The sequence below is a fragment of the Micromonospora sp. CPCC 205739 genome (assembly GCF_036906795.1).
Taxonomy (GTDB): domain Bacteria; phylum Actinomycetota; class Actinomycetes; order Mycobacteriales; family Micromonosporaceae; genus Micromonospora.
Genome location: NZ_JBAKHS010000002.1, coordinates 135203 through 156626 on the forward strand (window position 1 = coordinate 135203; position 21424 = coordinate 156626).

The window sequence follows — 21424 nt, forward strand, 5'->3', positions numbered from 1 at the left end:
AGAACCGCGCACTGCGTGGACGAAGGTCACTTCCCCAGCGTGCGCACGGCAGTCGAAGACACCGCGGCCAGTTCGGGCTGCGCAGGCAGAAATACCGTGGGGACACCCAGCGACTGGTTCATCGCGGCGAGCTGGTACTCGGTCCAAAGGTCGGTGGTGTTACGCACGCCGCGGACGATCACTCCCACTTCATGGCGACGGCAGTAGGTGGAGGTCAACCCGCTCCAGGCCGCAACGGTGACGGAGGTCCACTCGACCGGCAGAATGGCCCGGACAGCGGCCGCTCGCTCCTCTTCGTCGGTGCCCGGATGCTTGTTGCTGTTGACCGCGACGAGCACGACCACTTCGTCGAAGAGGTCGCGTGCCCGTTTCACCACATTCAAATGCCCGGGAGTGAAGGGATCAAAGCTGCCGGGGTAGACGGCTCGCACGCGTACGCGACCGGGGGTGCGTGCTATCGAATGTGGACCTGTCGATGGTTCGGGTGTCACGGCCGCAAGACCCGCTGCGCATCGCGGATGACCTGCTCAGAGGCGAGTGGGGCCCAAGAGGCGAACAGTTCCCGGAAGTAGGTGCCGTGCCGGTCCGCCACCGCAGGATCGTGCTCGATGACGTCCAGTTCGTTGACGATGCTCAGGTCCATGAGCGACCGAAGTTGAGTCGCATTCGGCGTTCTCACCTGACGTACGAAGCGGTCGAACACCTGGCTGGTCTTTGCCAGCTCCCGCCAGCTGCGTCTACGGTCGCAGGCGCCATACAGATAGACAAGCTCCTCGGCGTCGGCACCAACGAGATCCCGTAGCACAGCACGATCGGCCGGATCAAGCAGGGCGAGGTCGAACCCGTCGGTGCCGTAGACGGCGTGGGTAAGGCCCGCGGCTTGCACGTCACTGCTGCAGCCAAGCACGGCGAGTCGTTCGCTGACTCGACATAGGTGGGCGTACAGGTTGCCCCCGGGATGCGCGATCTGCTCAGCTCCTTGCCGGCGGAGCCAGACCCGCACGCCTTTGTCGGTGCTCATGGCCCGACTGTAGGTATCGGCTGTCGGATTCGCTGGCCCCTGGGCGTGGGCAATATGTCACAGCGCCGTGGATGCTCGTCACCCCACCTGGTGCCTGGTCACCGGGCTGACGCTCGACCAGAGCGGGTTTCAGACTGCTCATTCGGCAGCTGTCCTTTCGGCGTTTGTCACCACGGTGCTGCTCGGGCGCATCTACATCTACAGCGCTGGAGACGTGATGGCGGCGGCCCTCGCAGCGGCTCCCGGACCGGTTCGCGGACGTCCAGTGGTGTTCGCCCACCCGATCATGGTCGCCGGCATCATCCCGATTTCCGTTGGCTACGAACTTGCCATCGCGCACCCGCTCGGACGTACACCGCCGGCCCGGATCGCCGTCATCCTCGGCGGGCCCGCAGCTAGTCAGACCTCGAACGCCCGTTGGTGACCGTCCTGCTCGCTCACCCGGGCAAGGATCTCGACCGGCTCGGTGTGGGTGTCCATCGTCGTCTCCGGCGGGGCCGGGACCTCGCGCAGCCTACGGCGTGCCGGCGCCCGCCGCGGCCCCCACGCGGGGCAGGAGGACCGCCTACAGTCCACTCGTGCCGATGCTCGTTGCGCCCGCCGTACCGCCCGGATCGATGGCCGCGCTGACGCAGCCGGAGTTGCCCGCTGACGGCGTACACCTGCGGCCCTGGCTGCCGGCGGACCGTCCGGTGGTGGTGGCGGCGTACGCCGACGCCGCGATTCGGCGCTGGCACTGCCGGTCGATGACCGACGACGAGGCCGCCGACTGGATCGCCGCCTGGCCGGGCCGGTGGCGGGCGGAGACCGGCGCCGGGTGGGCGGTGTGCGACGCCGGCGTGGTCGTCGGGCAGGTCAGCCTGCGCCGGCTCGTCCTGGCCGAGGGCCTGGCCGAGGTGTCGTACTGGGTGCTGCCCGCCGCGCGGGGCCGCCGGGTCGCCCCGCGCGCGCTCACCGCGGTGACCGCGTGGTGCTTCGACACGCTCCGGCTGCACCGGGTCGAGCTGTGTCACTCCACGGCGAACGAGGCGTCCTGCCGGGTGGCGGGGCGGGCCGGCTTTCCCGCCGAGGGTACGAAGCGTGGCGAGGGCCGGCACGCCGACGGCTGGCACGACATGCACCTGCACGCCCGCCTGCACACCGATGCCTGACGCGGCCGGGATCCTTGATCGACCCGCCTAGACTCCCGCCGGTGACCCCCCGTACGGCGCGCCTCGCCGCCCTGCCCTTCGCGCTGGCCGCGTCGCTGCTGCGGATCGGCGCCGAGTTCTGGCTGAAGCCGCTCACCTGGAGCCTGGACTCCGCCGCCGCCGGCCTGCTCGCCTGGGTGGCGGTCAGCGTCGGCAGCATCCTGGTCCCGATGGCCGGCTACCTGCTGCTCACCCGTGCGGCTCGCCGTCGACCGGCGACCTTCCGGGTCGACCTCGTCAATCGGCGTTTCACGGCGCCGGCCGCGCCGGCCTGGAGCGGTCCGTGGTCGATCATCGCGGGCTGGCTGGCGGGCGGTCCGCTGATCACCGAGCGGGTGCCGGGCGAGGACCGGGTCCGGTTCTTCGAGTCGGGCGACGCCCTGGTGTGGAACGTGCTCGCGCTGGTGGCCGTCCTGGTGGTCGTGGTGCTGGTGCTCTGGGACGACCGGCCCCGCCTGACCCTCGACGAGTCCGGGATGACGCTGCGGGGCCTGGTGAAGCACAGGACCGTCCGGTGGGACCGGTTGCTCCCCGGCGGGCCGCCCGCGCCGGCCGGGAAGGTCTTCGCCGCGCTCGTCCTCTCCGAACAGCCGACGTCGCCAGCGGGCCGCCCGGTGCCGCATCAGCTGTCGGTCGGGCCGCTGCACGTGGACCTGGCCTTCCTGGCCGCCACCGTCCGCCACTACGTCGAGCACCCGGAGCGTCGGTCGGCGATCGGTACCACCCCGGAACTGGACAGGTTGCGGTCGGTCCTCGGCGGGGCGGACTCCTGACCGGTCGCCGGTCGACCGGCCGAGGCCGCCGGCAGTAGGGGCGGCGACCGCCGGAGAGGGACAGCACCCTATGTAGAGAACAGATATAGTCCGCCGCATGCGGATGACGATTCCGGTGGCCAAGGTGCTGGCGGCGCTGCTGGCCGAGCCCGACGCCGCGCGCTACGGCCTCGACCTGATGAAGGCGACCGGCCTGCCCAGCGGCACCCTCTACCCGGTGCTGCACCGCCTCCAGGACGCCGGCTGGCTCGACGCCGACTGGGAGGAGGTCGACCCGGCCACCGCCGGACGGCCCGCCCGGCGCTACTACCGGCTCACCGCCGAGGGCGTGACCGCCGCCCGGCAGGCGCTCGCCGAGCTGCGCGCCCTCACCCCGAAGGCCGGCCCGGCCCTGGGCGGCCCGGCCGGAGCGCCGGCATGGTGACCCGGCGGGTGGCCGAGGCGCTGCTCCGCGCGGCCGCCCGGCGCTGGCCCGTGGCGCTCCGCGACGACCTGCGCCGGGAGTGGACCGCCGAACTGCACGTCCTCGCCGAGGCCGGGCAGCGGGTCCGGATGCTGCGCTTCGCCGCCAGCCTGGCCACCAGCCGCGCCGCCGCTCCGCTGGTCGACCGGACCGTGTGGCGACGGCAGGTACGGCGTACGGCCGCCGCGTTGCTGCTCGCCCCGCCCGCCTGCGTCGCGATCGTGGCGGTCGCCCTCTTCGCGATGGCCACCGTGCACGGTGCGCTGGAGCTGCGGTTCGGGTGGGCGCAGCGGCTGCAACTGCCGCTCTTCTCGATGCTCTGCGCCGGGCTCGGAGTGCTGCTCGCTGTGGTGGTGGCCCGGGCGGCCCGGCACGCCGTACGGGTGGGACCGCCGGCCACCGCCGTCGGCGTCGGGCTCGCCGTGGCGATCACCGTCGTGCCGGCCGAGGTCGCCCTGCTCGACGACGCGCGGCAACTCGCCCGCGTCCTGCCCGGCGTGCTGGTCTGGCTGGCGGGGCTGACCCTGGCGCTCTGGGCCGCGGCGACCCTGGCCCGGCGGGGACGGCTCCGGCTCGCCTGGACGGTCGGCGTGCTCGCGGCCTTCGCCGCCGCCGACGTGGCGGTGGTGGCCACCGTGGTCGCCGCCATCCCACCGATCGATCCGGGACAGCCGGTCACCGAGCTGCCGCCGGACGGCGTCGACCGGATCTCCGCCCCGCTCTGGCTGCTCACCTGCTGGACCGACTGGTCCTTCGGCTTCCCCCGGCCGACCGACTGGGAACGGTTCCTCATCACCGACCTCGTGCTGGTCGAGCCCAACTTCTACCTGGCGTGCACCCCGTACGCGCTCACCTGGGCGATCCGGACGGCCCGGGCGGAACCCGCGGCGCCGGCGACGACGGCGCAGGCCATGGCCTGAGCACCGACCGGCGGCCGGCTGTGCCCGGGTCAGCGCGCGGCGGAGAACTCGTCCCAGGTCGCACCGGCGGGCAGGTACCAGGAGGCCGAGTCGTCGGCGAGCGCCCGCGCGATCACCAGCCGGGCGTGCGCGTCCAGTTCGGGCAGCCGGTCCGCCGGGAACCACTCCACCGCCACCGACTCGTCGTCGTTGACCCGCGCGGTGCCCGAGACCAGTCGGCAGTGGAAGCCGAGGTTGAGGTACTCGCAGCGGTCACCGTTGGGATAGGTGTGCGGGTGCGAGACGACGCTGCTGAGGCGTACCGGCTCGACGCAGAGGCCGGTCTCCTCCTCGACCTCGCGCACCACCGCGGTGGCCGGCTGCTCGCCCGGCTCGACGAAGCCGCTGACCACCGACCAGCGGCCGTCGTCGGAGCGCCGCCCCAGCAGCAGCTCGCCGGCCTCGTTGCGGACCACCGCGCTGACGCTCGGCAGCCACAGCAGGTCGTGGCCGACGTGCTCGCGCATCCGCAGGATGTAGTCCGGTACGCCCATCCGGCGACCCTAACCGTCGCCGCCGCGCCGCTGCCGGCCGACGGCGCCGCCGCGCCCGACCAGCCCCGGCCGCCCGCGCCGACCGGTCAGGCCGGACAGGGCACCCGCTCCAGGGCCGCCGGACCGGCGCCGTCGCGCACCAGTTGCGCGAAGCACCGCTCGGTGGTGGCCCGCTGCCAGCCGAAGACGCTGGCGGCGGTCTTCGCCACGCGTACCCGGAAGACCAGGCGCACCCCGGCCTCCCGGCGCTGCCCGCCGCCCTCCACGGCCAGCACCTCGACGCCGTCGACCCGGTCCGCGGCGCGGCGCAGGGCGGCCTCCCCGGCCGTCGGGTCGGCCAGCAGTTCGCCCCGCGTCCGCTGCGCGATGGCGGTCACCTCGCGGTCGGCCCGCTGCTCCAGTCGCTGCTGCGACCGGTCCCGCAGCAGCGGTGCCGCGATCGCCACCGCCGTCACGGCCAGCACCGCGACCACGGCCGCGGCGAGCAGGCCGCGGCGTACCCGTGCCGATGTTCTCCCCCCGAAACGCACCGGGGGATTCTCCGCCACCGACCGCCCTTCCGGCTGCCCCGTCGGCCCGGGTACGGCTTCGGCGGATTCGGCCCCGCGGCCCCGACCAGCACGTCTACTGTGGAGGTCGTCGCGACTATTTGCGCGATCCGGTGGCGGCCGGGCTGCTCCCGGTGCACAGTGATCTCATGAACGACAGCGGAAGTGGTGGGCGCTACTACTGGTGCACCCGACACCACCGGGTCGAGACCGATGCCGACGTGTGCCCTGCGAAGCACGTTCTCGGACCGTACCCCTCGTCCGCCGACGCGGAGAACGCCCTGCAGACGGTGCGGGAGCGCAATGAAGCGTGGGAGGCCGAGGACGCCCGCTGGGCCGGGGAGGGCAGCTAAACGGCGCGGGACGGCCCGCGTCGAGGAACTCCGTGCCTCCGCACCGGGGGCACGCGAGCGCATGTCCCCAAGGAGGGAACCGAGATGGCCGAAGCACAACAGGCCACCACCCGCCCGGCCGCCAAGAAGTCCGCCGCCGCGGCGCGGACCGCGGGCGCCACCCGCAGCACCGCGGCACGCCGGTCCACCACCACCGCAGCGGCCCGGAAGGCGCCGGCCGGCAAGGCGGCGGCGAGCGCGGTGGGTGCCGGGGCGGGACGGACCCCGGCCACCACTGGGACCGCCGCGAAGAAGGCCCCGGCCTCGAAGACCACCGCGAAGAAGGCCCCCGCGACGAAGACCACGGCCAAGAAGGCGCCCGCCACCAAGACCACCGCCAAGAAGGCCCCTGCCGCCAAGACCACCGCCAAGAGGGCCCCCGCGTCGAAGGCGACGGCGGCGAAGGCCCCCGCCAAGAAGGCCGCCGCGAAGACCACGGGCGCGGCGAAGAAGACCACGGCCGCCGCGAAGACCACGGGCGCGGCGAAGAAGACCACGGCCGCCGCGAAGAAGACCGCGCCCGCGGCGAAGAAGACCACGGCCGCGAAGGCCTCGACCGCCGCCCGCAAGGTCACCTCCACGGGGAAGAAGGCCACCGGCGCGGTCAAGAAGACCACCGGCGCGGCGAAGAAGACCACCGGCGGCGCGGCCAAGAAGACCACGGCGGCGAAGAAGGCACCGGCGAAGAAGACCACCGTCAGGACCGCGCCGGCCTCGAAGACCACCGCCAAGAAGGCGCCGGCGAGGAAGGCGACCGCCACCTCCTCGGCCACCACCCGCAAGGCGACGGCGACGAAGGCACCGGCGAAGAAGACCACGACCGTCACGAAGACCACCGCCCGCAAGGTGCCGGCGCGCCCGGCCGCCGCCCGGGCCACCCCGCCCGCCGGCGCCCGGTCCCGCGCCCGCAAGGCCACCGGCTGACCGTACGGCGACCGCCGCCGCCTCGCCGGAGAGCGGATCACGCGCGGGACTGCCAGGATTGACCCGTGGTCATCCGACGCGTAGTGGCGCCCCGCATCGACTTCGGCGCGCTGCGCCGCGAGCTGGGACTGCCCGAGGGCTTCCCGGACGCGGCGCAGCGCGAGGCGGACGAGGCCGCCGGCGCCCCACCGGCCGCCGTGGCCGACCGTACCGACGTCCCGTTCGTCACGGTCGACCCCGCGACGTCGCGCGACCTCGACCAGGCGATGCACCTCGCCCGCCGACCCGGTGGCGGCTACCGCGTGCGGTACGCCATCGCCGACGTGGCCGCCCACGTACGCCCCGGCGGCGCGCTGGAGGAGGAGACCTGGCGACGCGGGCAGACCGTCTACCTGCCCGACGGCAACGTGCCGCTGCACCCGCACACCCTCAGCGAGGGGGCGGCCAGCCTGCTGCCCGACGTCGACCGGGCGGCGGTGGTCTGGACCATCGACCTCGACGCCGACGGCGCGACGACCGGCGTCGGGCTGGAACGCGCCCGGGTCCGCAGCCGGGCCAAGCTCGACTACGTGGGGGTGCAGGCCGCCGCCGACGCCGGACGGCTGCCCGAACCGATCGCCCTGCTGCCCGAGATCGGCGCCCTGCTCACCGCCCGGGGCCTGCGCCGGGGCGCGGTGAACCTGCCCCTGCCCGAGCAGGACGTCGAGCCCGACGGTGACGGCTGGCGGCTGGTGCTGCGCGGCCCGGTGCCGATGGAGGACCACAACGCGCAGATCTCGCTGCTGACCGGGATGGCCGCCGCCGACATCATGCTCGCCGGCCGGATCGGGCTGCTGCGCACCATGCCGCCGCCGAAGCCCGAGGGGGTGGCCCGGCTGCGCGCCGCCGCCGCCCCGCTGGGCGTGCGGTGGCCCGACGGCGCCGGCGTGGGCGAGGTGCTCGCCGGGTTGGACGCCGCGCAGCCCCGGGCCGCCGCCTTCGTCGACCAGGCGGCGGAGCTGATGCGCGGTGCCGCTTACACCGCGTTCGACGGCGAGCTGCCCGAGCAGCCGGAGCACGGCGGAGTCGCGGCCGCGTACGCCCATGTCACGGCCCCGCTGCGCCGGCTGGCCGACCGGTACGCGACGGAGGTCTGCCTGGCCCTGTACGAGCAGCGGCCGGTGCCCGACTGGGCCCGCGCGGCGCTGCCGAAGCTGCCCGAGGTGATGGCGGCAACCGACCGGACGGCCGGCGCGGCCACCCGGGGCGCCATCGAGCTGGCCGAGGCGGTACTGCTGCAACACCGGGTGGGGGAGGTCTTCGAGGCCGCCGTGCTCGACGTGGACACCCCGCCCAACGGGCAGTCGAAGCCGGGGCGGCTGCCCGGCGGCACGGTGGCCCTGGACGCCCCGGCGGTACGCGCCCGCTGCACCGGCGAGCTGCCGCTGGGCGAGCGGATCCCGGTCCGCCTGGTCACCGCCGACCCCACCCAGCGCAAGGTCCTCTTCGAACGCGCCTGACCCCAAGATCCGCGCGCTTTCGGAGAAAGCGTGGCCTTCGCGCGCCGAATGCCCACGCTTTCTCGGTAACTGGCGGCATCCGAGGGCGGGGGAGAGGCAGCGGGGATTGTCACAGTGGCCGACGGTGCTGGGGGGCCGGGCGGTTTGCGAGGATGACGGCATGGCTTACGACGCGACCACGCTGCCCGACGTCTCCGGGCTGACCGTCGGCATCATCGGTGGCACCGGCGACCAGGGGCGGGGCCTCGCCTACCGGTTCGCCCGGGCCGGGCAGACCGTGCTGATCGGTTCCCGCTCCGCCGAGCGGGCCGCGGAGGCCGCCACCGAGATCGGGGCGCTGCCGGGCCTGCCGGCCGGGGCGAGCGTGACCGGGGCCGGCAACGACGAGGTGGCCCGCCGCAGCGACGTGGTCGTCATCGCGGTGCCGTGGGACGGGCACGCCGCCACCGTCGCCGCCCTCGCCGAGCCGCTCGCCGGCAAGATCGTGGTCGACTGCGTCAACCCGCTCGGCTTCGACAAGCAGGGCCCGTACGCCCTCCCGGTCCCCGAGGGCAGCGCGGTGCAGCAGGCCGCCGCCCTGCTGCCGGACTCCCGGGTCTGCGCGGCGTTCAACCACGTCAGCGCGCCGCTGCTGGCCGACCCGGAGATCGACCGGATCGACCTCGACGTGCTGATCTGCACCGAGGACCGGGAACTGGTCGACATCGTCGGCGCGCTGGCCGCCCGGATCCCCGGCATGCGCGGCATCTACGCCGGCCGGCTGCGCAACGCCCACCAGATCGAGGCGTTCACCGCCAACCTGATCGCCATCAACAAGCGCTACAAGGCGCACGCCGGCATCCGCGTCACCGATATCTGACCGACGCCGCCCACCGTCGGGTCCGTCCGCGACGGCACCCGCGGCGTCCGTCCCCGATCATGGTCGGGGCAGCGGATGGCGGCGGTAGCCGGGGTCGGGCGGGCCGAAGGCGAACGCGTTCTCGTCGAGGCCGTTGTGGAGGACCACGTCGCCGCCGGGGAACGTCAGGCCGAGGGCGGTGCTGCCGTTGGCGAGGTCCCATCGCGGCACCTGAAGCTCCAGCAGCGTGACCGCGCGCAGCGGCTGGCCCGCCAGTGCGGCCAGCTCGGGCAGCGGGTCGCTGCGCCAGGCGAGGTGGAAGTCGGGCCAGGTGACCGGGCCGGTGGGCGAGATGGAGTTCCAGGTGACCGAGAGGTCGGCGAACTTCTGGTGGTTGACCTCGACCTGCTCACCGGAGAAGTCCAGCAGCACCGGGCAGTCGGCGAACCAGGAGTCGTCGTCGAGGTTCCACACCAGCCAGACGTGGCGCAGGCGCCGGCCGGCCAGCGCCGCCAGCCGCTCACCGTGGGCCGCCGCGACCTCCGAGCACCGGTGCAGCCAGACCGGCCGGTAGCCGGGAATGCCGAAGTCGAACACCCGACGATTGTCCGCCGACGGGCGCGGCGGCGGTGTCCCGCCGCCGCGCCCCGGGGCGTCCGTCAGAAGGTGTGCTCGGCGGCGGGGAACTCGCCCCCGCGTACCTCGTCGGCGAAGCGCCGGGTCGCCTCGGACAGCGCCCCGGCCAGGTCGGCGTAGCGCTTGACGAACCGCGGCGCCCGGCCGGTACGCAGCCCGGCCATGTCCTGCCAGACCAGCACCTGGGCGTCGGTGTCCGGCCCGGCGCCGATGCCCACCGTCGGGATCGGCAGCTCCGCGGTGATCCGCTTGGCCACCTCGCCCGGCACCATCTCCAGCACCACCGCGAAGGCACCTGCCTCGGCCACCGCCCGGGCATCGGCGATCACCTCGTCGGCGGCGTCGCCGCGCCCCTGGACCCGGTAGCCGCCCAGGGTGTGCTCGCTCTGCGGGGTGAAGCCGATGTGCGCCATCACCGGGATGCCGGCGCCGACGATCGCGGCGATCTGGTCGGCGCAGCGCCGGCCGCCCTCCAGCTTCACCGCGTGGCAGCCGCCCTCCTTCATGAACCGCACCGCCGTGCGCAGGGCCTGGGTGGGGCCCTCCTCGTACGAGCCGAAGGGCAGGTCGCCGACGATCAGCGAGTGCTTCGTCGCCCGGACCACGGCCCGGACCAGCGGCAGCAGCTCCTCGGCGGTCACCGGCAGGGTGGTTTCGTAGCCGAACACGTTGTTCGCCGCCGAGTCGCCGACCAGCAGCACCGGGATGCCGGCGGCGTCGAAGATCGAAGCGGTGTACTGGTCGTACGAGGTGAGCATCGACCAGCGGTCGCCGCGCTCCTTGGCGGCGATCAGGTCGCGGGTGCGTACCCGCCGGGTGGCCGGGCCGCCGTAGAGGGCGGTCACCTCGGTCGGGGTGGACTCCACCATGACTGTCTCCTTTCCTCGAGGCCGCCGTCGCGGTCCCCGGGTTCCGCCGCGATCGTCGCACCGGACGACCGCCTCACGGCAGGGCGCAGTGCAGGATTTCACTCCGCGGAGCCGGCGCGGCGCGACCGGGATCGGTCGCCGCCGCACCGGAACGGACCGCTCAGCCGTCCTCGCGCCACCGGTTGGTGATGGGCAGCCGCCGGTCGCGTCCGAACGCCTTCATGGAGATCTTCGTGCCCGGTGCGGACTGCCGGCGCTTGTACTCGGCGAGGTCCACCAGTCGGAGCACCCGGTCGACGACCGCCGGGTCGTGACCGGACTCCACCAGCCCGTCCCGGCCCAGGTCGCCGTCGACGTAGCCGATCAGGATCGGGTCGAGCACGTCGTACTCGGGCAGGCTGTCGCTGTCGAGCTGGCCGGGGCTCAGCTCGGCCGACGGTGGCTTGCCGATCGAGTTCTCCGGGATCGGCGGGGTCTCGCCCCGGGTGGCCGCCTCGGCGTTGCGCCACTTCGCCAGCCGCCAGATCAGCGTCTTCCAGACGTCCTTGACCGGGTTGAAGCCGCCGACCGAGTCGCCGTACAGCGTCGAGTAGCCCACCGCCAGCTCGCTCTTGTTGCCGGTGGTGAGGACCAGGTGGCCCTCCTGGTTCGACAGCGCCATCAGGATCACGCCCCGGACCCGGGCCTGGAGGTTCTCCACCGCCACCCCGGACAGCGACATGTTGGCCAGGAAGGTGTCCACCATCGGCTGGATCGGCTCGACCCGGTAGTCCAGGCCGGTCCGCTTGCCCAGGTCCTCGGCGTCGGCGCGGGAGTGCTCCGAGGAGTGCTGGCTGGGCAGCGACACCCCGACCACCCGCTGCGGCCCGAGCGCGTCGACGGCGAGCGCGGCCACCACCGCCGAGTCGATGCCGCCGGACAGGCCCAGCACCACCGACGGGAAGCGGTTCTTGTTGACGTAGTCGCGCAGGCCCAGCACCAGCGCCTGCCACACCTCGGCCTCGTCGGCGACCGGCTCCATCACCCCGCCGACGGCCGCCGGGCCCGCCGGGGACGCCGGGATGGACCCGACGGTACGGCGGACGATCCGCATCCCGTCGGCCAACTCCTCGTCGTCCGCCCGGTCCGGACCCGCCTCGGGCAGCTCGACGTCGTGCAGTAGCAGGTGCTCGACGAACTGCGGGGCGCGGGCGAGCAGCGTGCCGTCCGCCCCCACGATCATCGAGTCGCCCTCGAAGACCAGCTCGTCCTGGCCGCCGATCATGTTGACGTACGCGATGGGCGCGCCGGCCTCGGCGGCCCGGCGGCGGACCAGCGGCAGCCGGATGTCGTCCTTGTTCAGCTCGTACGGCGAGCCGTTGATGTTGACCACCAGCCCCACCCCGGCCTGCCGGGCCACCGCGAACGGGCCGCCGGCCTGCCAGAGGTCCTCGCAGATGGTCAGGGCGACGTCCACCCCGCCCACCCGGACGACGGTGAGGGCGTCGCCGGGGAGGAAGTACCGGTCCTCGTCGAAGACGCCGTAGTTGGGCAGGTGGTGCTTGAAGTAGGTGGCCGCGACGCCGCCCGAGTGCAGCAGCGCGGCGGCGTTGCGGGCGCCCCGGCCGGGCTGGGCGTCCCCGCCGACCTGTGGCGGGCCGTCCGCGTCCAGGTAGCCGACCACGACCGGCAGGTCCCCGAGGCCGTCCGCGGCCAGGTCGGCCGCGAGCCGCTGCAGCGCGGCCTTCGACGCCGCGACGAAGGAGCGGCGGAAGACCAGGTCCTCGACCGGGTAGCCGGTCAGCATCATCTCCGGGAACGCGACGAGCTGGGCGCCGGCGTCGGCGGCCCGGCGGCTCCACGTGCGGACCAGCTCGGCGTTGCCGGCGAGGTCGCCGACGGTCGGGTTGACCTGTGACAGGGCGAGACGCAGGGTGGGCATGTCCTCATCTTGCCCCAGCGTCGGCGGAGCGTACCGGTGGCCGGGACGAGACGGCGGCCACCCGGGCGAGCGGCCGCCCGGCCGGCGGGACACGACGGGACGGCCGGCGGCGCTTCGCGTAACGTCGGCGTAACGAGGCCCGGGGAGACTGGGCGGTCAGGTCGGGCGCAGCCCGGTCGAAGGCGGACGAAGAGTGTCGCGAGGGGTTGGGGAAGTGGACCGTCAGCAGGAGTTCGTCCTCCGTACGCTGGAAGAGCGGGACATCCGGTTCGTCCGGCTGTGGTTCACCGACGTGCTCGGCACGCTGAAGAGCGTGTCGGTTGCCCCCGCCGAGCTGGAGGCGGCCTTCGAGGAGGGCATCGGCTTCGACGGCTCCGCGATCGAGGGCTTCGCCCGGGTCTTCGAGTCCGACATGGTGGCCATGCCGGACCCGACCACCTTCCAGGTCTTCCCCTTCGAGGGCGGGGTCAGCGGCGAGAGCGCCCGGATGTTCTGCGACATCCTGCTCCCCGACGGCGGACCCTCCTGGGCGGACCCGCGGCACGTGCTGCGCCGGATGCTGTCGAAGGCGGCCGAGAAGGGCTTCACCTTCTACACCCACCCGGAGATCGAGTTCTTCCTGCTGGAGAACGGCGCCCAGGACGGCTCCGTGCCGACCCCGGTGGACACCGGCGGCTACTTCGAGCACACCACGCACGCCGTCGCGCGCGACTTCCGCCGCCAGGCCGTGCTGGCCCTGGAGCGGATCGGCATCTCGGTGGAGTTCAGCCACCACGAGGTGGCCCCCGGCCAGCAGGAGATCGACCTGCGCTACGCCGACGCGCTCACCACCGCCGACAACATCATGACCTTCCGGCACGTGGTCAAGGAGGTGGCGCTCTCCACCGGCGTGCAGGCCAGCTTCATGCCCAAGCCCTTCACCGACCAGCCGGGCAGCGGGATGCACACGCACCTGTCGCTGTTCGAGGGGGAGCGCAACGCGTTCCACGACGCCGGCGACCCGATGAAGCTCTCCAAGGTGGCCAAGTCGTTCATCGCCGGGCTGCTGATGCACGCCCGGGAGTACACCGCGGTCACCAACCAGTGGGTCAACTCGTACAAGCGGCTCTTCCCGCTGGCGCTGCCGGACCGGATCACCGAGAGCCCGGCGTACGTCTGCTGGGGCCACCTGAACCGGTCGGCGCTGGTCCGGGTGCCCGCGTACGGCAAGCCGAACTCGGCCCGGGTGGAGGTCCGCTCGCTGGACGCGGCGACCAACCCGTACCTCGCCTTCGCGGTGCTGCTCGGCGCCGGGCTCAAGGGCATCGAGGAGGGCTACGAGCTGCCACCGGGCGCCGAGGACGACGTGTGGTCGCTGACCAGCGCCGAGCGTCGCGCCATGGGGTACGAGGCGCTGCCGGAGAACCTCGCCGAGGCGATCGACGTGATGGCCGGCTCGGAGCTGATCGCCGAGGTGCTCGGCGAGCACGTCTTCGACTTCTTCCTGCGCAACAAGCGCGCCGAGTGGGAGCAGTACCGCCGCGAGGTCACCCCGTACGAGCGGCAGCGTTACCTGTCGCTCTAGATCGCGGTGGCGCGGTGCCGCTATCGTCTCGATCACCGCGCCGGCATCCTCGCCGGGCGTAGGAGGCCGGGAGGCATTCGGTGCTGGAGGATCTGCTCAGCGGGGCGTGGCAGAGCGTGGTGTTCGGCGTCGTCGGGGTGGCCCTGATGGCGGCCGGCTTCCTGCTGGTCGACGTGCTGACCCCGGGGAGGCTGCGCGAGCTGATCTGGGTGCGGCGCAACGGCAACGCCGCGCTGCTGCTCGCCGCCAACCAGCTCGGCATCGCCGGGATCGTCTTCACCGCGATCCTGACCAGCTACAGCGACTTCGCCAAGGGTCTCGCCTCCACGGTGATCTTCGGGCTGATCGGGCTGGCCATCATGGCGCTGGCCTTCTTCGTGCTCGACCTGCTCACCCCGGGCAAGCTGGGCGAGGTCATCTGCTCGGAGGAGCCGCACCCGGCGGCCCGGGTCAGCGCCGCCACCCACTTCGGCGCCGCGCTGATCGTCTGCGCCTGCATCGCCTGAGCGCCGCTGTCGTACCCCCGGCCTAGTTTCCGGGGGTGAACCGCACCGACCGTCTCTACGCCCTGGTGGAGGAGCTGCGGGCGGTGTCGCCCCGACCGCGCAGCGCCCGCTGGCTGGCCGGGCGCTTCGAGGTGAGCACCCGCACCATCGAGCGGGACATCGCCGCGTTGCAGGGCTCCGGCGTGCCGATCTGGGCCGAGCCCGGCCGCACCGGCGGCTACGTGGTCGACCGGGCGCACACCCTGCCACCGGTCAACCTGACCGCCGCCGAGGCGGTCGCGATGGCCGTCGCGCTGCACCGGCTCGCCGGCACGCCGTTCGCCGGGGCGGGCGCCACCGCGCTGCGCAAGCTGCTCGCGGTGATGCCGGCCGCCGACGCGGCCGAGGCGCACCGGCTCGCCGGCCGGGTGCACCTGATCGGCGACGGGCCGGCCACGCCCGTCCCGGCCGTCGTCGCCGACGCGGTCTCCGCGCGGCGCGTGCTCCGCCTGCGGTACGCCGACGGCGCGGGCGCGGCGTCGGCCCGCGAGGTCGAGCCGTTGGGCTACCTCGGCAACCCCCGGCACTGGTACCTGCTCGCCTGGTGCCGCCTGCGCGACGGGCTGCGCTGCTTCCGCACCGACCGCATCCTGGGGGTGGAGGCGCTGCCCGAGGTGGTCACCCGGGAGCTGCGCCGCGACGACCTGGACATCCCCCGCGAGCGGGTCCGCGCGCTGAGCCTGGTCTGAGATTCCGCCTGTCGGGCCGAGTCGTCGGAAAACACCGACAGGACGGTGTCGCGAGCGACCCCGAGGCTGACTCCCGACGAGCCCGGCCGACCGGCCGGCGCGCGAAACGGGAGGCGACACATGTCCACGATCACCAACGCGGTCAGCTGGTTCGAGGTCGGTACCGACCGGCCCGAGGAGACCGGGAAGTTCTACACCGACGTGTTCGGCTGGGCGTTCGACGAACAGGGCAGCGCGGAGGCGTCGTACCGGGTGGTGGCGCCGGGCCCGGAGGGGTCGATCCAGGGCGCGATCCGGGCCACCGGCGGGGCCGGCCCGAACTACGCGGTGTTCTACGTGCAGGTGGCCGACGTGGCCGAGACGTGCCGGCAGGCCGAGGCGGCCGGCGGCAAGGTGCTGGTGCCGCTGAAGTCCACCGACAACGGCCTCACCCTCGCCCACCTGCTCGACCCGGCCGGCAACCACTTCGGCGTCTTCGCGCCGCCGCCCGAGGCGTGAGGCCGCCGCGCGCGGGCCGGTCGGGCCCGCGCGCGGTCGGATCGGGTACGGGGGTGGCCCCGCCGGGGGGGTGACCCGGCCGGGAGGAGACCGTCGGCCGGAGTGGGGGACGGCGGGGCCACCCGGGTCACTTGCCGGGCGTACCCATGCCGCCGTGGTGGCCGCGGCCGCCCGGGCCCGGGAAGACCCCGGCCTCGGCGGCCTTGGTGATGGCGTCGGCCTGCTCCTGGGTGAGCTTGCCGTCCTCGACCGCCTGGGCCAGCCGCTCCTTGAGGGCGGCCTGCCGGTCTGCGGCGGAGGGGCGCTCCGGGCGGTCGGCCCTGCGCTGCTCGCGCAGCTTCTCCAGCGCGGCGGTGACCTTCTCGGTGGGCACGCCGAGCTCCTTGGCCAGCGCCTCGGCGAACTCGCCCTGGCGGGCGGCCTTCTGCTGCTGCCGGTCGGTGCCCTGCTCGGCGCTGCTGCCGGCCCCCGGCGTCGGGGCCTCGGCGAAGGCCACCGTGGGGGCGGCGATCCCCAGGCCGAGCACTCCGGCGGCGGCGAGCCCGGCCAGCAGGTGCTTCTTCGACATCGTGCGGGACATCAGTCCTCCAGTGATCGGTGGTGGTGCGATGACCTCACCGACAGTGACCGCCGAACCTGGACCAGACCCGTGCCGACCCTGTCCCCCAGCTGAAAATCCCACCCCCGCCTGACAGGTGATCAAGAAGTTCGCGTCGCGGGATGAGGCTTTCCCGACGCAAACTTCTTGATCACCGGGCCGTGCCGTGCCGGCCGGGGCGGGGCGGCCCGGGCCGGGGCGGGGGGGCTGTCAGCGGACGGCGGGGGAGACGGTGAGGGTGCCGGCGTCGGCGTCGAGGGTGGCGAGGGTGCCGACCGGGACGGTGAGCTGGCCGACGCCGTGGCCGACCGGGAGGCCGCCGAGGACCGGGACGCCGAGATCGCCCAGGCACTCGGTGAGCACGTCGACGATCGTGGTGTCCCAGCCGTCGGCGCACTCGGTGAACTGGCCGACCGCCACCCCGGCGATCCCGTCCAGTACGCCTGCCCGGCGCAGGTGGGTCAGCATCCGGTCGACCTTGTACGGCGGCTCCTGCACCTCCTCGATCAGCAGCACCGCGCCGGTCAGGTCGGGCATGTCCGGGGTGCCGATGGAGGCGGTGATCAGGCAGAGGTTGCCACCGAGCAGCGGACCGACCGCCCGGCCGGGCACCCGCACGGCGAAGGTCTCCTCGTCCGGCGTGGCGGCGACGGTCACCGGCTCGGTGGTCATCAGCACGGCGTGCAGCGACTCCGCCGAGCGCAGCGGGGTCCGCTCGTCCAGCCAGGCCGCCCCGGGGCCGTGCACGCTGGCCAGCCGGGCGCCCCGCCAGAGCGCGAACTGCAAGGCGGTGATGTCGGAGAAGCCGGCGACCACCTTCGGGTCCCGCCGTACCGCGGCCATGTCGATCAGGTCGACCACCCGCTGCGCGCCGTAGCCGCCCCGGGTGCAGATCACCCCGCGCACCTCGGGATCGGCGAAGGCGGTGTTCAGGTCGGCGGCGCGCAGCGCGTCGTCGCCGGCCAGGTAGCCCCGCCGGGCGTACGCGTTCGGCGCCAGCACCGGGCGCAGTCCCCAACCGGTCAGCAGCTCGACGCCCCGGGCCACCCGCTCCGGCCGGGTCGGCCCGGAGGGCGACACGAGCATCACCGTGTCGCCGGGGCGCAGGACCGGCGGGCGCAGGCATTCGTCGGTGATCACAGCGGCAGAGCCTAGTCGGCGCCGTGACTGGCGGCCGAGCCGTTCCGGGCCGGCGACGGGCACCCGTTAGCCTCGACACCGTGGCGACCGCGCTGGTGATCGAGAACGACCCGACCGACGACCTCCGCCGGCTGGGGGAGTGGCTGACCGAGGGGGGCCTCGACCTGCGGGTGCTCCGCCCGCACGCCGGCGACGCGCTCCCCGCCGACCTGGAGGGGTACGCCGCGCTGGTGGTGCTTGGCGGCGAGCAGCAGGCGTACCCGCTGCCCGACGGCAGCCCCGGCGCGCCCTGGTTCCCGGCGCTGGAGGGGCTGCTGCGCAAGGCGGTCCGGTACCGGGTGCCGACCCTCGGCGTCTGCCTCGGCGGGCAGCTGCTCGCCACCGCGCACGCCGGTTTGGTCGAGCGGAGCCCGTCCGGGCCGGAGATCGGCCCCGGCGTGGTCGGCAAGCGGGACGCCGCCGACGCCGACCCGCTGTTCCGGTACGTGCCGCTGATCCCGGACGTGCTCCAGTGGCACACCGACGAGATCACCGAGCTGCCCCGGGGCGCGACCCTGCTGGCGGCCTCGACCCGCTACCCGAACCAGGCGTTCCGCCTCGGGGACCGGGCGTGGGGGTTGCAGTTCCACATCGAGTGCGACACCGCGATGATCGCCGACTGGGCCCGGGACTCCGACGTGCTGGCCGAGCTGGGCTACGACCCGGAGCTGGTGGTCGCCGCCTGCGACCGGGTGATGGCCGACGTGGAGGAGGTCTGGCAGCCGTTCGCCGTCCGCTTCGCCGCGCTGGCCCTCGGCGAGTTGGACGACGAGAGCCCTCGGCGCAGCCTGCCGCTGCTCGGGCAGTGAGATGACCAGACCGGCCAGGGGACGGCTCGCCCGGTACGGCTTCGGCGCCGCGCAGTCCGACGGCGGCTCCCGCGCCGCCGACCTGCTCGGCCCGGACGGCCTCGGACTGTGGCGCGTCGAGGAGCAGGAGCCCGTCGACGAGCGGGCCGCCGAGCTGCTGGCCGCGCTGTCCCGGGCCGCCGACCCGGACCTGGCCCTGCGCCAGCTGCACCGCCTGGTCGAGGCGGAGCGCCGGAGCGTCGACCCGCCCGCGCTGCTGGATGCGATGCACGCCGACCCGGGGCTGTGCCGGCGGCTGGTCGCCGTGCTCGGCGCCTCGTCGGCGCTCGGCGACCACCTGGTCGCCAACCCGCAGCAGTGGACGGTGCTGGCCACCGCGCCGGACGGGCTCGCGCCCACCGCCGACGGCCGGCTGGACCTCGCCGCCGCCGGGCGGCTGACCGCCGCCACCGCGCCGGTGGCGGTGCTGCGGCAGGCGTACCGGCTGGCGCTGCTGCGGATCGCGGCGGCCGACCTCACCGGCGGGCGCGGCCTGGAGCAGACCATGGCCGCGCTCTCCGCGCTGGCCGACGCGACCCTGGCGGCGGCGTACGAGATCGCCGTCGACGAGCTGCCCGCGGGGACGCCCCGGCCCCGGCTCGCCGTGGTCGCGATGGGCAAGTGCGGCGGCGACGAGCTGAACTACGTCTCCGACGTCGACGTGATCTTCGTGGCCGCCGACGACGCGGACCTGACCGTCGCCACCACCGTCGCCGCCCGGCTGATCGGCGTCTGCGGGCTGGTCGCCTGGCCGGTGGACGCCGCGCTGCGCCCCGAGGGCAACCGGGGACCGCTGGTGCGCACCCTCGCCAGCCACCTGGCCTACTACCAGCGCTGGGCCCGGACCTGGGAGTTCCAGGCCCTGCTCAAGGCCCGCCCGGCCGCCGGCGACCTGGCCCTGGCGCGGGAGTGGATCGAGGCGCTCGCTCCACTGGTCTGGACTGCGGCCGAGCGGCCGGAGGCGGTCTCCGACGTCCGGGCCATGCGCCGCAAGATCATCGACAACATCCCGCCGAAGGAGCTGGAACGCGAGATCAAGCGCGGGCCGGGCGGGCTGCGCGACATCGAGTTCGCCGTCCAGCTGCTGCAACTGGTGCACGGCCGGGGCGACGAGTCGCTGCGGGTGCCCGGCACCATCCCGGCGCTGCGCGCGCTCGTCACCGGTGGCTACGTCGGCCGCGCCGACGGCGAGGCGCTGCTGCGCGGGTACCGCTTCCTGCGCGCCGTCGAGCACCGGCTCCAGCTCCAGGGCCTGCGCCGGACCCACACCGTGCCGACCGAGCCGGCCGCGCTGCGCTGGCTCGCCGCCGCGCTCGGCTACACCGCCACGCCGGGCCGCAGCGCCGTGGAGAGCTTCCGCGCCGAGTGGGTCGCCCACGCCACCGAGGTACGCCGGCTGCACGCCAAGCTGCTCTACCGGCCGCTGCTGGAGTCGGTGGCCCGGGTACCCGCCGACGGGCTGCGCCTCACCCCGGAGGCGGCCCGCCACCGGCTGGAGATCCTCGGCTTCGCCGACCCCACCGGTGCGCTGCGCCACCTCCAGGCCCTCACCGGCGGGGTCAGCCGTACCGCCGCCATCCAGCGCACCCTGCTGCCGGTGCTGCTCAGCGAGTTCGCCGACGCCCCCGAGCCGGACCGGGGCCTGCTCAACTACCGCCAGGTCTCCGACAAGCTCGGCAGCACCCCCTGGTACCTGCGGCTGCTGCGCGACGAAGGCCCGGTGGCCCGCCGGCTGGCCCGGGTGCTCTCCTCCTCCCGGTACGCCGCCGACCTGCTGGCCCGGGAGCCCGAGGCGCTGCGCCTGCTGGCCGAGGAGAGCGAGCTGGCCGCGCGTACCCGAGAGGTGCTCTGCGACGGATTCGCCGCCGCCGCGGCCCGCTACCCCGACCCGGAGCAGGCGATCCGGGCGGTACGGGCGCTGCGCCGGCGGGAGCTGGTCCGGATCGCCTGCGCCGACCTGCTCAGCCGGGCCGGCGGGCTCGCCCCGCGCCCGGAGCGGGGTGCCCAGCCTGCGCCCCTGGCCGACGTCACCGGGGTCGGCACCGCGCTGGCCGACGTCACCGACGCCACGCTCGCCGCCGCGCTGCGCACCGCGCGGGCCGCCAAGCCGGGGCCCCCCGGGCTGCGGTTCGCCGTGATCGGGATGGGCCGGCTCGGCGGGTACGAGTCGAACTACCTCTCTGACGCCGACGTGCTCTTCGTTTACGAGCCGCCCGCCGGGTCCGACGAGCAGGCCGCCAGCGCCGCCGCGCACGGCATCGCCGAGGAGCTGCGCCGGCTGCTCGGCATGCCCGCCCCCGACCCGCCGCTCGGCGTCGACGCCGACCTGCGACCCGAGGGCCGGCAGGGCCCGCTGGTCCGCAGCCTCGCCGCGTACGCGCAGTACTACGCCCGCTGGTCGAAGGTGTGGGAGGCGCAGGCGCTGCTGCGTGCCCGGTTCGTCTGCGGCGACGCCGACCTGGGCGCGGAGTTCGAGGCGCTGGTCGAGCCGGTCCGCTGGCCGGTCGACGGGCTGAGCCGTGAACAGATCGTGGAGATCCGCCGGATCAAGGCCCGGGTGGAGAACGAGCGGCTGCCCCGGGGCGCCGACCCGGCCACCCACACCAAGCTCGGGCGGGGTGGCCTGGCCGACGTCGAGTGGGCGGTGCAGCTGCTCCAGCTCCGGCACGCCGGGGCGTACCCGCAGCTGCGCGGCACCCGTACCCTCGACGCGCTCGCGGCAGCCCGCGACGCCGGCCTGGTCGACCCGGCGGACGCCGCCGAGATGGCCGCCGGCTGGACGCTCGCCGCGCAGGTCCGCAACGCGCTCATGCTGGTCCGGGGCCGCGCCGGTGACCAGTTGCCCCGGCACGGCGTGGAGCTGGCCGGGGTCGTCCGGCTGCTGGGCCGGGACGACCCCGGCGAGTTCCTCGACGAGTACCTGCGCACCGCCCGCCGCTCCCGGGCCGCGATGGAGCGGGTGCTGGAGGCCTGAGC

At 74.3% G+C, this 21424-nt stretch carries 24 protein-coding genes; 15 read left to right on the forward strand and 9 right to left on the reverse strand.

Annotation, left to right across the window (positions count from 1 at the left end; translation table 11 throughout):
* Positions 1-26: 26 nt before the first annotated feature.
* Positions 27-431, reverse strand: a complete 405-nt coding sequence (coaD, locus tag V6U88_RS04595) for a pantetheine-phosphate adenylyltransferase (protein WP_334450082.1) — start codon at positions 429-431, stop codon at positions 27-29.
* A 56-nt stretch (positions 432-487) separates the two neighbouring features.
* Positions 488-1021: a DUF6817 domain-containing protein gene (locus tag V6U88_RS04600; RefSeq protein WP_334450083.1), complete on the reverse strand. Its 534-nt coding sequence runs from the start codon at positions 1019-1021 to the stop codon at positions 488-490.
* Between the two features lie 67 nt (positions 1022-1088).
* Between V6U88_RS04600 and V6U88_RS04605 the strand changes: the two genes are divergently transcribed.
* From V6U88_RS04605 to V6U88_RS04625, 5 genes are all read left to right on the forward strand, one after another.
* Positions 1089-1445 carry a low temperature requirement protein A gene (locus V6U88_RS04605; protein ID WP_334450084.1) on the forward strand — a complete coding sequence of 119 codons (357 nt, stop codon included), beginning with the start codon at positions 1089-1091 and terminating at the stop codon, positions 1443-1445.
* Between the two features lie 154 nt (positions 1446-1599).
* Positions 1600-2172 carry a GNAT family N-acetyltransferase gene (locus V6U88_RS04610; RefSeq protein ID WP_334450085.1) on the forward strand — a complete coding sequence of 191 codons (573 nt, stop codon included), beginning with the start codon at positions 1600-1602 and terminating at the stop codon, positions 2170-2172.
* 41 nt (positions 2173-2213) lie between these two features.
* Positions 2214-2984, forward strand: coding sequence for a hypothetical protein (locus V6U88_RS04615; protein WP_334450086.1), 771 nt, complete (start codon positions 2214-2216; stop codon positions 2982-2984).
* A 97-nt stretch (positions 2985-3081) separates the two neighbouring features.
* A complete protein-coding gene (locus tag V6U88_RS04620) occupies positions 3082-3408 on the forward strand; it encodes a PadR family transcriptional regulator (RefSeq protein ID WP_334450087.1) in 327 nt (108 codons plus the stop codon).
* A complete protein-coding gene (locus V6U88_RS04625; protein ID WP_334450088.1) occupies positions 3402-4367 on the forward strand; it encodes a hypothetical protein in 966 nt (321 codons plus the stop codon). Before V6U88_RS04620 ends, V6U88_RS04625 begins: the two co-directional genes overlap by 7 nt.
* A gap of 29 nt (positions 4368-4396) precedes the next feature.
* On the opposite strand, the gene V6U88_RS04630 is transcribed toward V6U88_RS04625, so the two are convergent.
* Positions 4397-4900 (reverse strand): NUDIX hydrolase, encoded by a 504-nt coding sequence (locus tag V6U88_RS04630; RefSeq protein WP_334450089.1) that lies wholly within the window; start codon positions 4898-4900, stop codon positions 4397-4399.
* An 86-nt stretch (positions 4901-4986) separates the two neighbouring features.
* Positions 4987-5430 carry a hypothetical protein gene (locus tag V6U88_RS04635; protein WP_334450090.1) on the reverse strand — a complete coding sequence of 148 codons (444 nt, stop codon included), beginning with the start codon at positions 5428-5430 and terminating at the stop codon, positions 4987-4989.
* A 167-nt stretch (positions 5431-5597) separates the two neighbouring features.
* Between V6U88_RS04635 and V6U88_RS04640 the strand changes: the two genes are divergently transcribed.
* The 4 genes from V6U88_RS04640 to npdG all read left to right on the forward strand — a co-directional run bounded on the left by V6U88_RS04640 (position 5598) and on the right by npdG (position 9122).
* Complete coding sequence (locus V6U88_RS04640) at positions 5598-5801, forward strand: hypothetical protein (RefSeq protein ID WP_334450091.1); 204 nt, start codon at positions 5598-5600, stop codon at positions 5799-5801.
* Positions 5802-5885: 84 nt separating this feature from the next.
* On the forward strand, positions 5886-6764 hold the full coding sequence (locus V6U88_RS04645) for a histone (protein WP_334450093.1): 879 nt from the start codon (positions 5886-5888) through the stop codon (positions 6762-6764).
* Between the two features lie 65 nt (positions 6765-6829).
* Positions 6830-8263, forward strand: a complete 1434-nt coding sequence (locus V6U88_RS04650) for an RNB domain-containing ribonuclease (RefSeq protein WP_334450094.1) — start codon at positions 6830-6832, stop codon at positions 8261-8263.
* Positions 8264-8423: 160 nt separating this feature from the next.
* On the forward strand, positions 8424-9122 hold the full coding sequence (npdG, locus tag V6U88_RS04655; protein WP_334450095.1) for an NADPH-dependent F420 reductase: 699 nt from the start codon (positions 8424-8426) through the stop codon (positions 9120-9122).
* A gap of 57 nt (positions 9123-9179) precedes the next feature.
* On the opposite strand, the gene V6U88_RS04660 is transcribed toward npdG, so the two are convergent.
* The 3 genes from V6U88_RS04660 to V6U88_RS04670 form a co-directional block, all read right to left on the reverse strand.
* Positions 9180-9698: a hypothetical protein gene (locus tag V6U88_RS04660; RefSeq protein ID WP_334450096.1), complete on the reverse strand. Its 519-nt coding sequence runs from the start codon at positions 9696-9698 to the stop codon at positions 9180-9182.
* A 62-nt stretch (positions 9699-9760) separates the two neighbouring features.
* Positions 9761-10606 (reverse strand): 3-methyl-2-oxobutanoate hydroxymethyltransferase, encoded by an 846-nt coding sequence (panB, locus tag V6U88_RS04665; RefSeq protein ID WP_334450097.1) that lies wholly within the window; start codon positions 10604-10606, stop codon positions 9761-9763.
* Positions 10607-10766: 160 nt separating this feature from the next.
* Complete coding sequence (locus V6U88_RS04670; protein WP_334450098.1) at positions 10767-12527, reverse strand: NAD+ synthase; 1761 nt, start codon at positions 12525-12527, stop codon at positions 10767-10769.
* Positions 12528-12741: 214 nt separating this feature from the next.
* Here V6U88_RS04670 and glnA point away from each other — a divergent pair, with 214 nt between their 5' ends.
* From glnA to V6U88_RS04690, 4 genes are all read left to right on the forward strand, one after another.
* A complete protein-coding gene (gene glnA, locus V6U88_RS04675; protein WP_334450099.1) occupies positions 12742-14091 on the forward strand; it encodes a type I glutamate--ammonia ligase in 1350 nt (449 codons plus the stop codon).
* Between the two features lie 80 nt (positions 14092-14171).
* Entirely contained in the window at positions 14172-14597 is a 426-nt protein-coding gene (locus tag V6U88_RS04680) for a DUF350 domain-containing protein (RefSeq protein ID WP_334450100.1), read from the forward strand.
* Positions 14598-14632: 35 nt separating this feature from the next.
* Complete coding sequence (locus V6U88_RS04685) at positions 14633-15325, forward strand: helix-turn-helix transcriptional regulator (RefSeq protein ID WP_334450101.1); 693 nt, start codon at positions 14633-14635, stop codon at positions 15323-15325.
* Between the two features lie 120 nt (positions 15326-15445).
* Positions 15446-15823, forward strand: coding sequence for a VOC family protein (locus tag V6U88_RS04690; protein ID WP_334450103.1), 378 nt, complete (start codon positions 15446-15448; stop codon positions 15821-15823).
* Positions 15824-15950: 127 nt separating this feature from the next.
* On the opposite strand, the gene V6U88_RS04695 is transcribed toward V6U88_RS04690, so the two are convergent.
* Entirely contained in the window at positions 15951-16403 is a 453-nt protein-coding gene (locus V6U88_RS04695; protein WP_334450104.1) for a hypothetical protein, read from the reverse strand.
* 228 nt (positions 16404-16631) lie between these two features.
* The gene (locus tag V6U88_RS04700) at positions 16632-17561 is read right to left on the reverse strand and encodes a S66 peptidase family protein (protein ID WP_334450105.1); all 930 of its coding nucleotides are present in this window, start codon (positions 17559-17561) and stop codon (positions 16632-16634) included.
* 80 nt (positions 17562-17641) lie between these two features.
* On the opposite strand from V6U88_RS04700, the gene V6U88_RS04705 reads away from it, so the two are divergent.
* Both V6U88_RS04705 and V6U88_RS04710 read left to right on the forward strand, forming a co-directional pair.
* Positions 17642-18409 carry a type 1 glutamine amidotransferase gene (locus tag V6U88_RS04705; protein ID WP_334450106.1) on the forward strand — a complete coding sequence of 256 codons (768 nt, stop codon included), beginning with the start codon at positions 17642-17644 and terminating at the stop codon, positions 18407-18409.
* Between the two features lies 1 nt (position 18410).
* The gene (locus V6U88_RS04710) at positions 18411-21422 is read left to right on the forward strand and encodes a bifunctional [glutamine synthetase] adenylyltransferase/[glutamine synthetase]-adenylyl-L-tyrosine phosphorylase (RefSeq protein ID WP_334450107.1); all 3012 of its coding nucleotides are present in this window, start codon (positions 18411-18413) and stop codon (positions 21420-21422) included.
* Positions 21423-21424 lie beyond the last annotated feature (2 nt).

Bases quoted from the DNA above. Each gene is read 5' to 3' on its own strand.
- V6U88_RS04630 (WP_334450089.1), bottom strand. From the start codon at position 4,900: ATGGGCGTACCGGACTACATCCTGCGGATGCGCGAGCACGTCGGCCAC.
- V6U88_RS04645 (WP_334450093.1), top strand. From the start codon at position 5,886: ATGGCCGAAGCACAACAGGCCACCACCCGCCCGGCCGCCAAGAAGTCC.
- V6U88_RS04695 (WP_334450104.1), bottom strand. From the start codon at position 16,403: ATGTCCCGCACGATGTCGAAGAAGCACCTGCTGGCCGGGCTCGCCGCC.
- panB (WP_334450097.1), bottom strand. From the start codon at position 10,606: ATGGTGGAGTCCACCCCGACCGAGGTGACCGCCCTCTACGGCGGCCCG.
- npdG (WP_334450095.1), top strand. From the start codon at position 8,424: ATGGCTTACGACGCGACCACGCTGCCCGACGTCTCCGGGCTGACCGTC.
- V6U88_RS04670 (WP_334450098.1), bottom strand. From the start codon at position 12,527: ATGCCCACCCTGCGTCTCGCCCTGTCACAGGTCAACCCGACCGTCGGC.
- V6U88_RS04600 (WP_334450083.1), bottom strand. From the start codon at position 1,021: ATGAGCACCGACAAAGGCGTGCGGGTCTGGCTCCGCCGGCAAGGAGCT.
- V6U88_RS04710 (WP_334450107.1), top strand. From the start codon at position 18,411: ATGACCAGACCGGCCAGGGGACGGCTCGCCCGGTACGGCTTCGGCGCC.
- V6U88_RS04690 (WP_334450103.1), top strand. From the start codon at position 15,446: ATGTCCACGATCACCAACGCGGTCAGCTGGTTCGAGGTCGGTACCGAC.
- V6U88_RS04620 (WP_334450087.1), top strand. From the start codon at position 3,082: ATGCGGATGACGATTCCGGTGGCCAAGGTGCTGGCGGCGCTGCTGGCC.
- V6U88_RS04625 (WP_334450088.1), top strand. From the start codon at position 3,402: ATGGTGACCCGGCGGGTGGCCGAGGCGCTGCTCCGCGCGGCCGCCCGG.
- V6U88_RS04640 (WP_334450091.1), top strand. From the start codon at position 5,598: ATGAACGACAGCGGAAGTGGTGGGCGCTACTACTGGTGCACCCGACAC.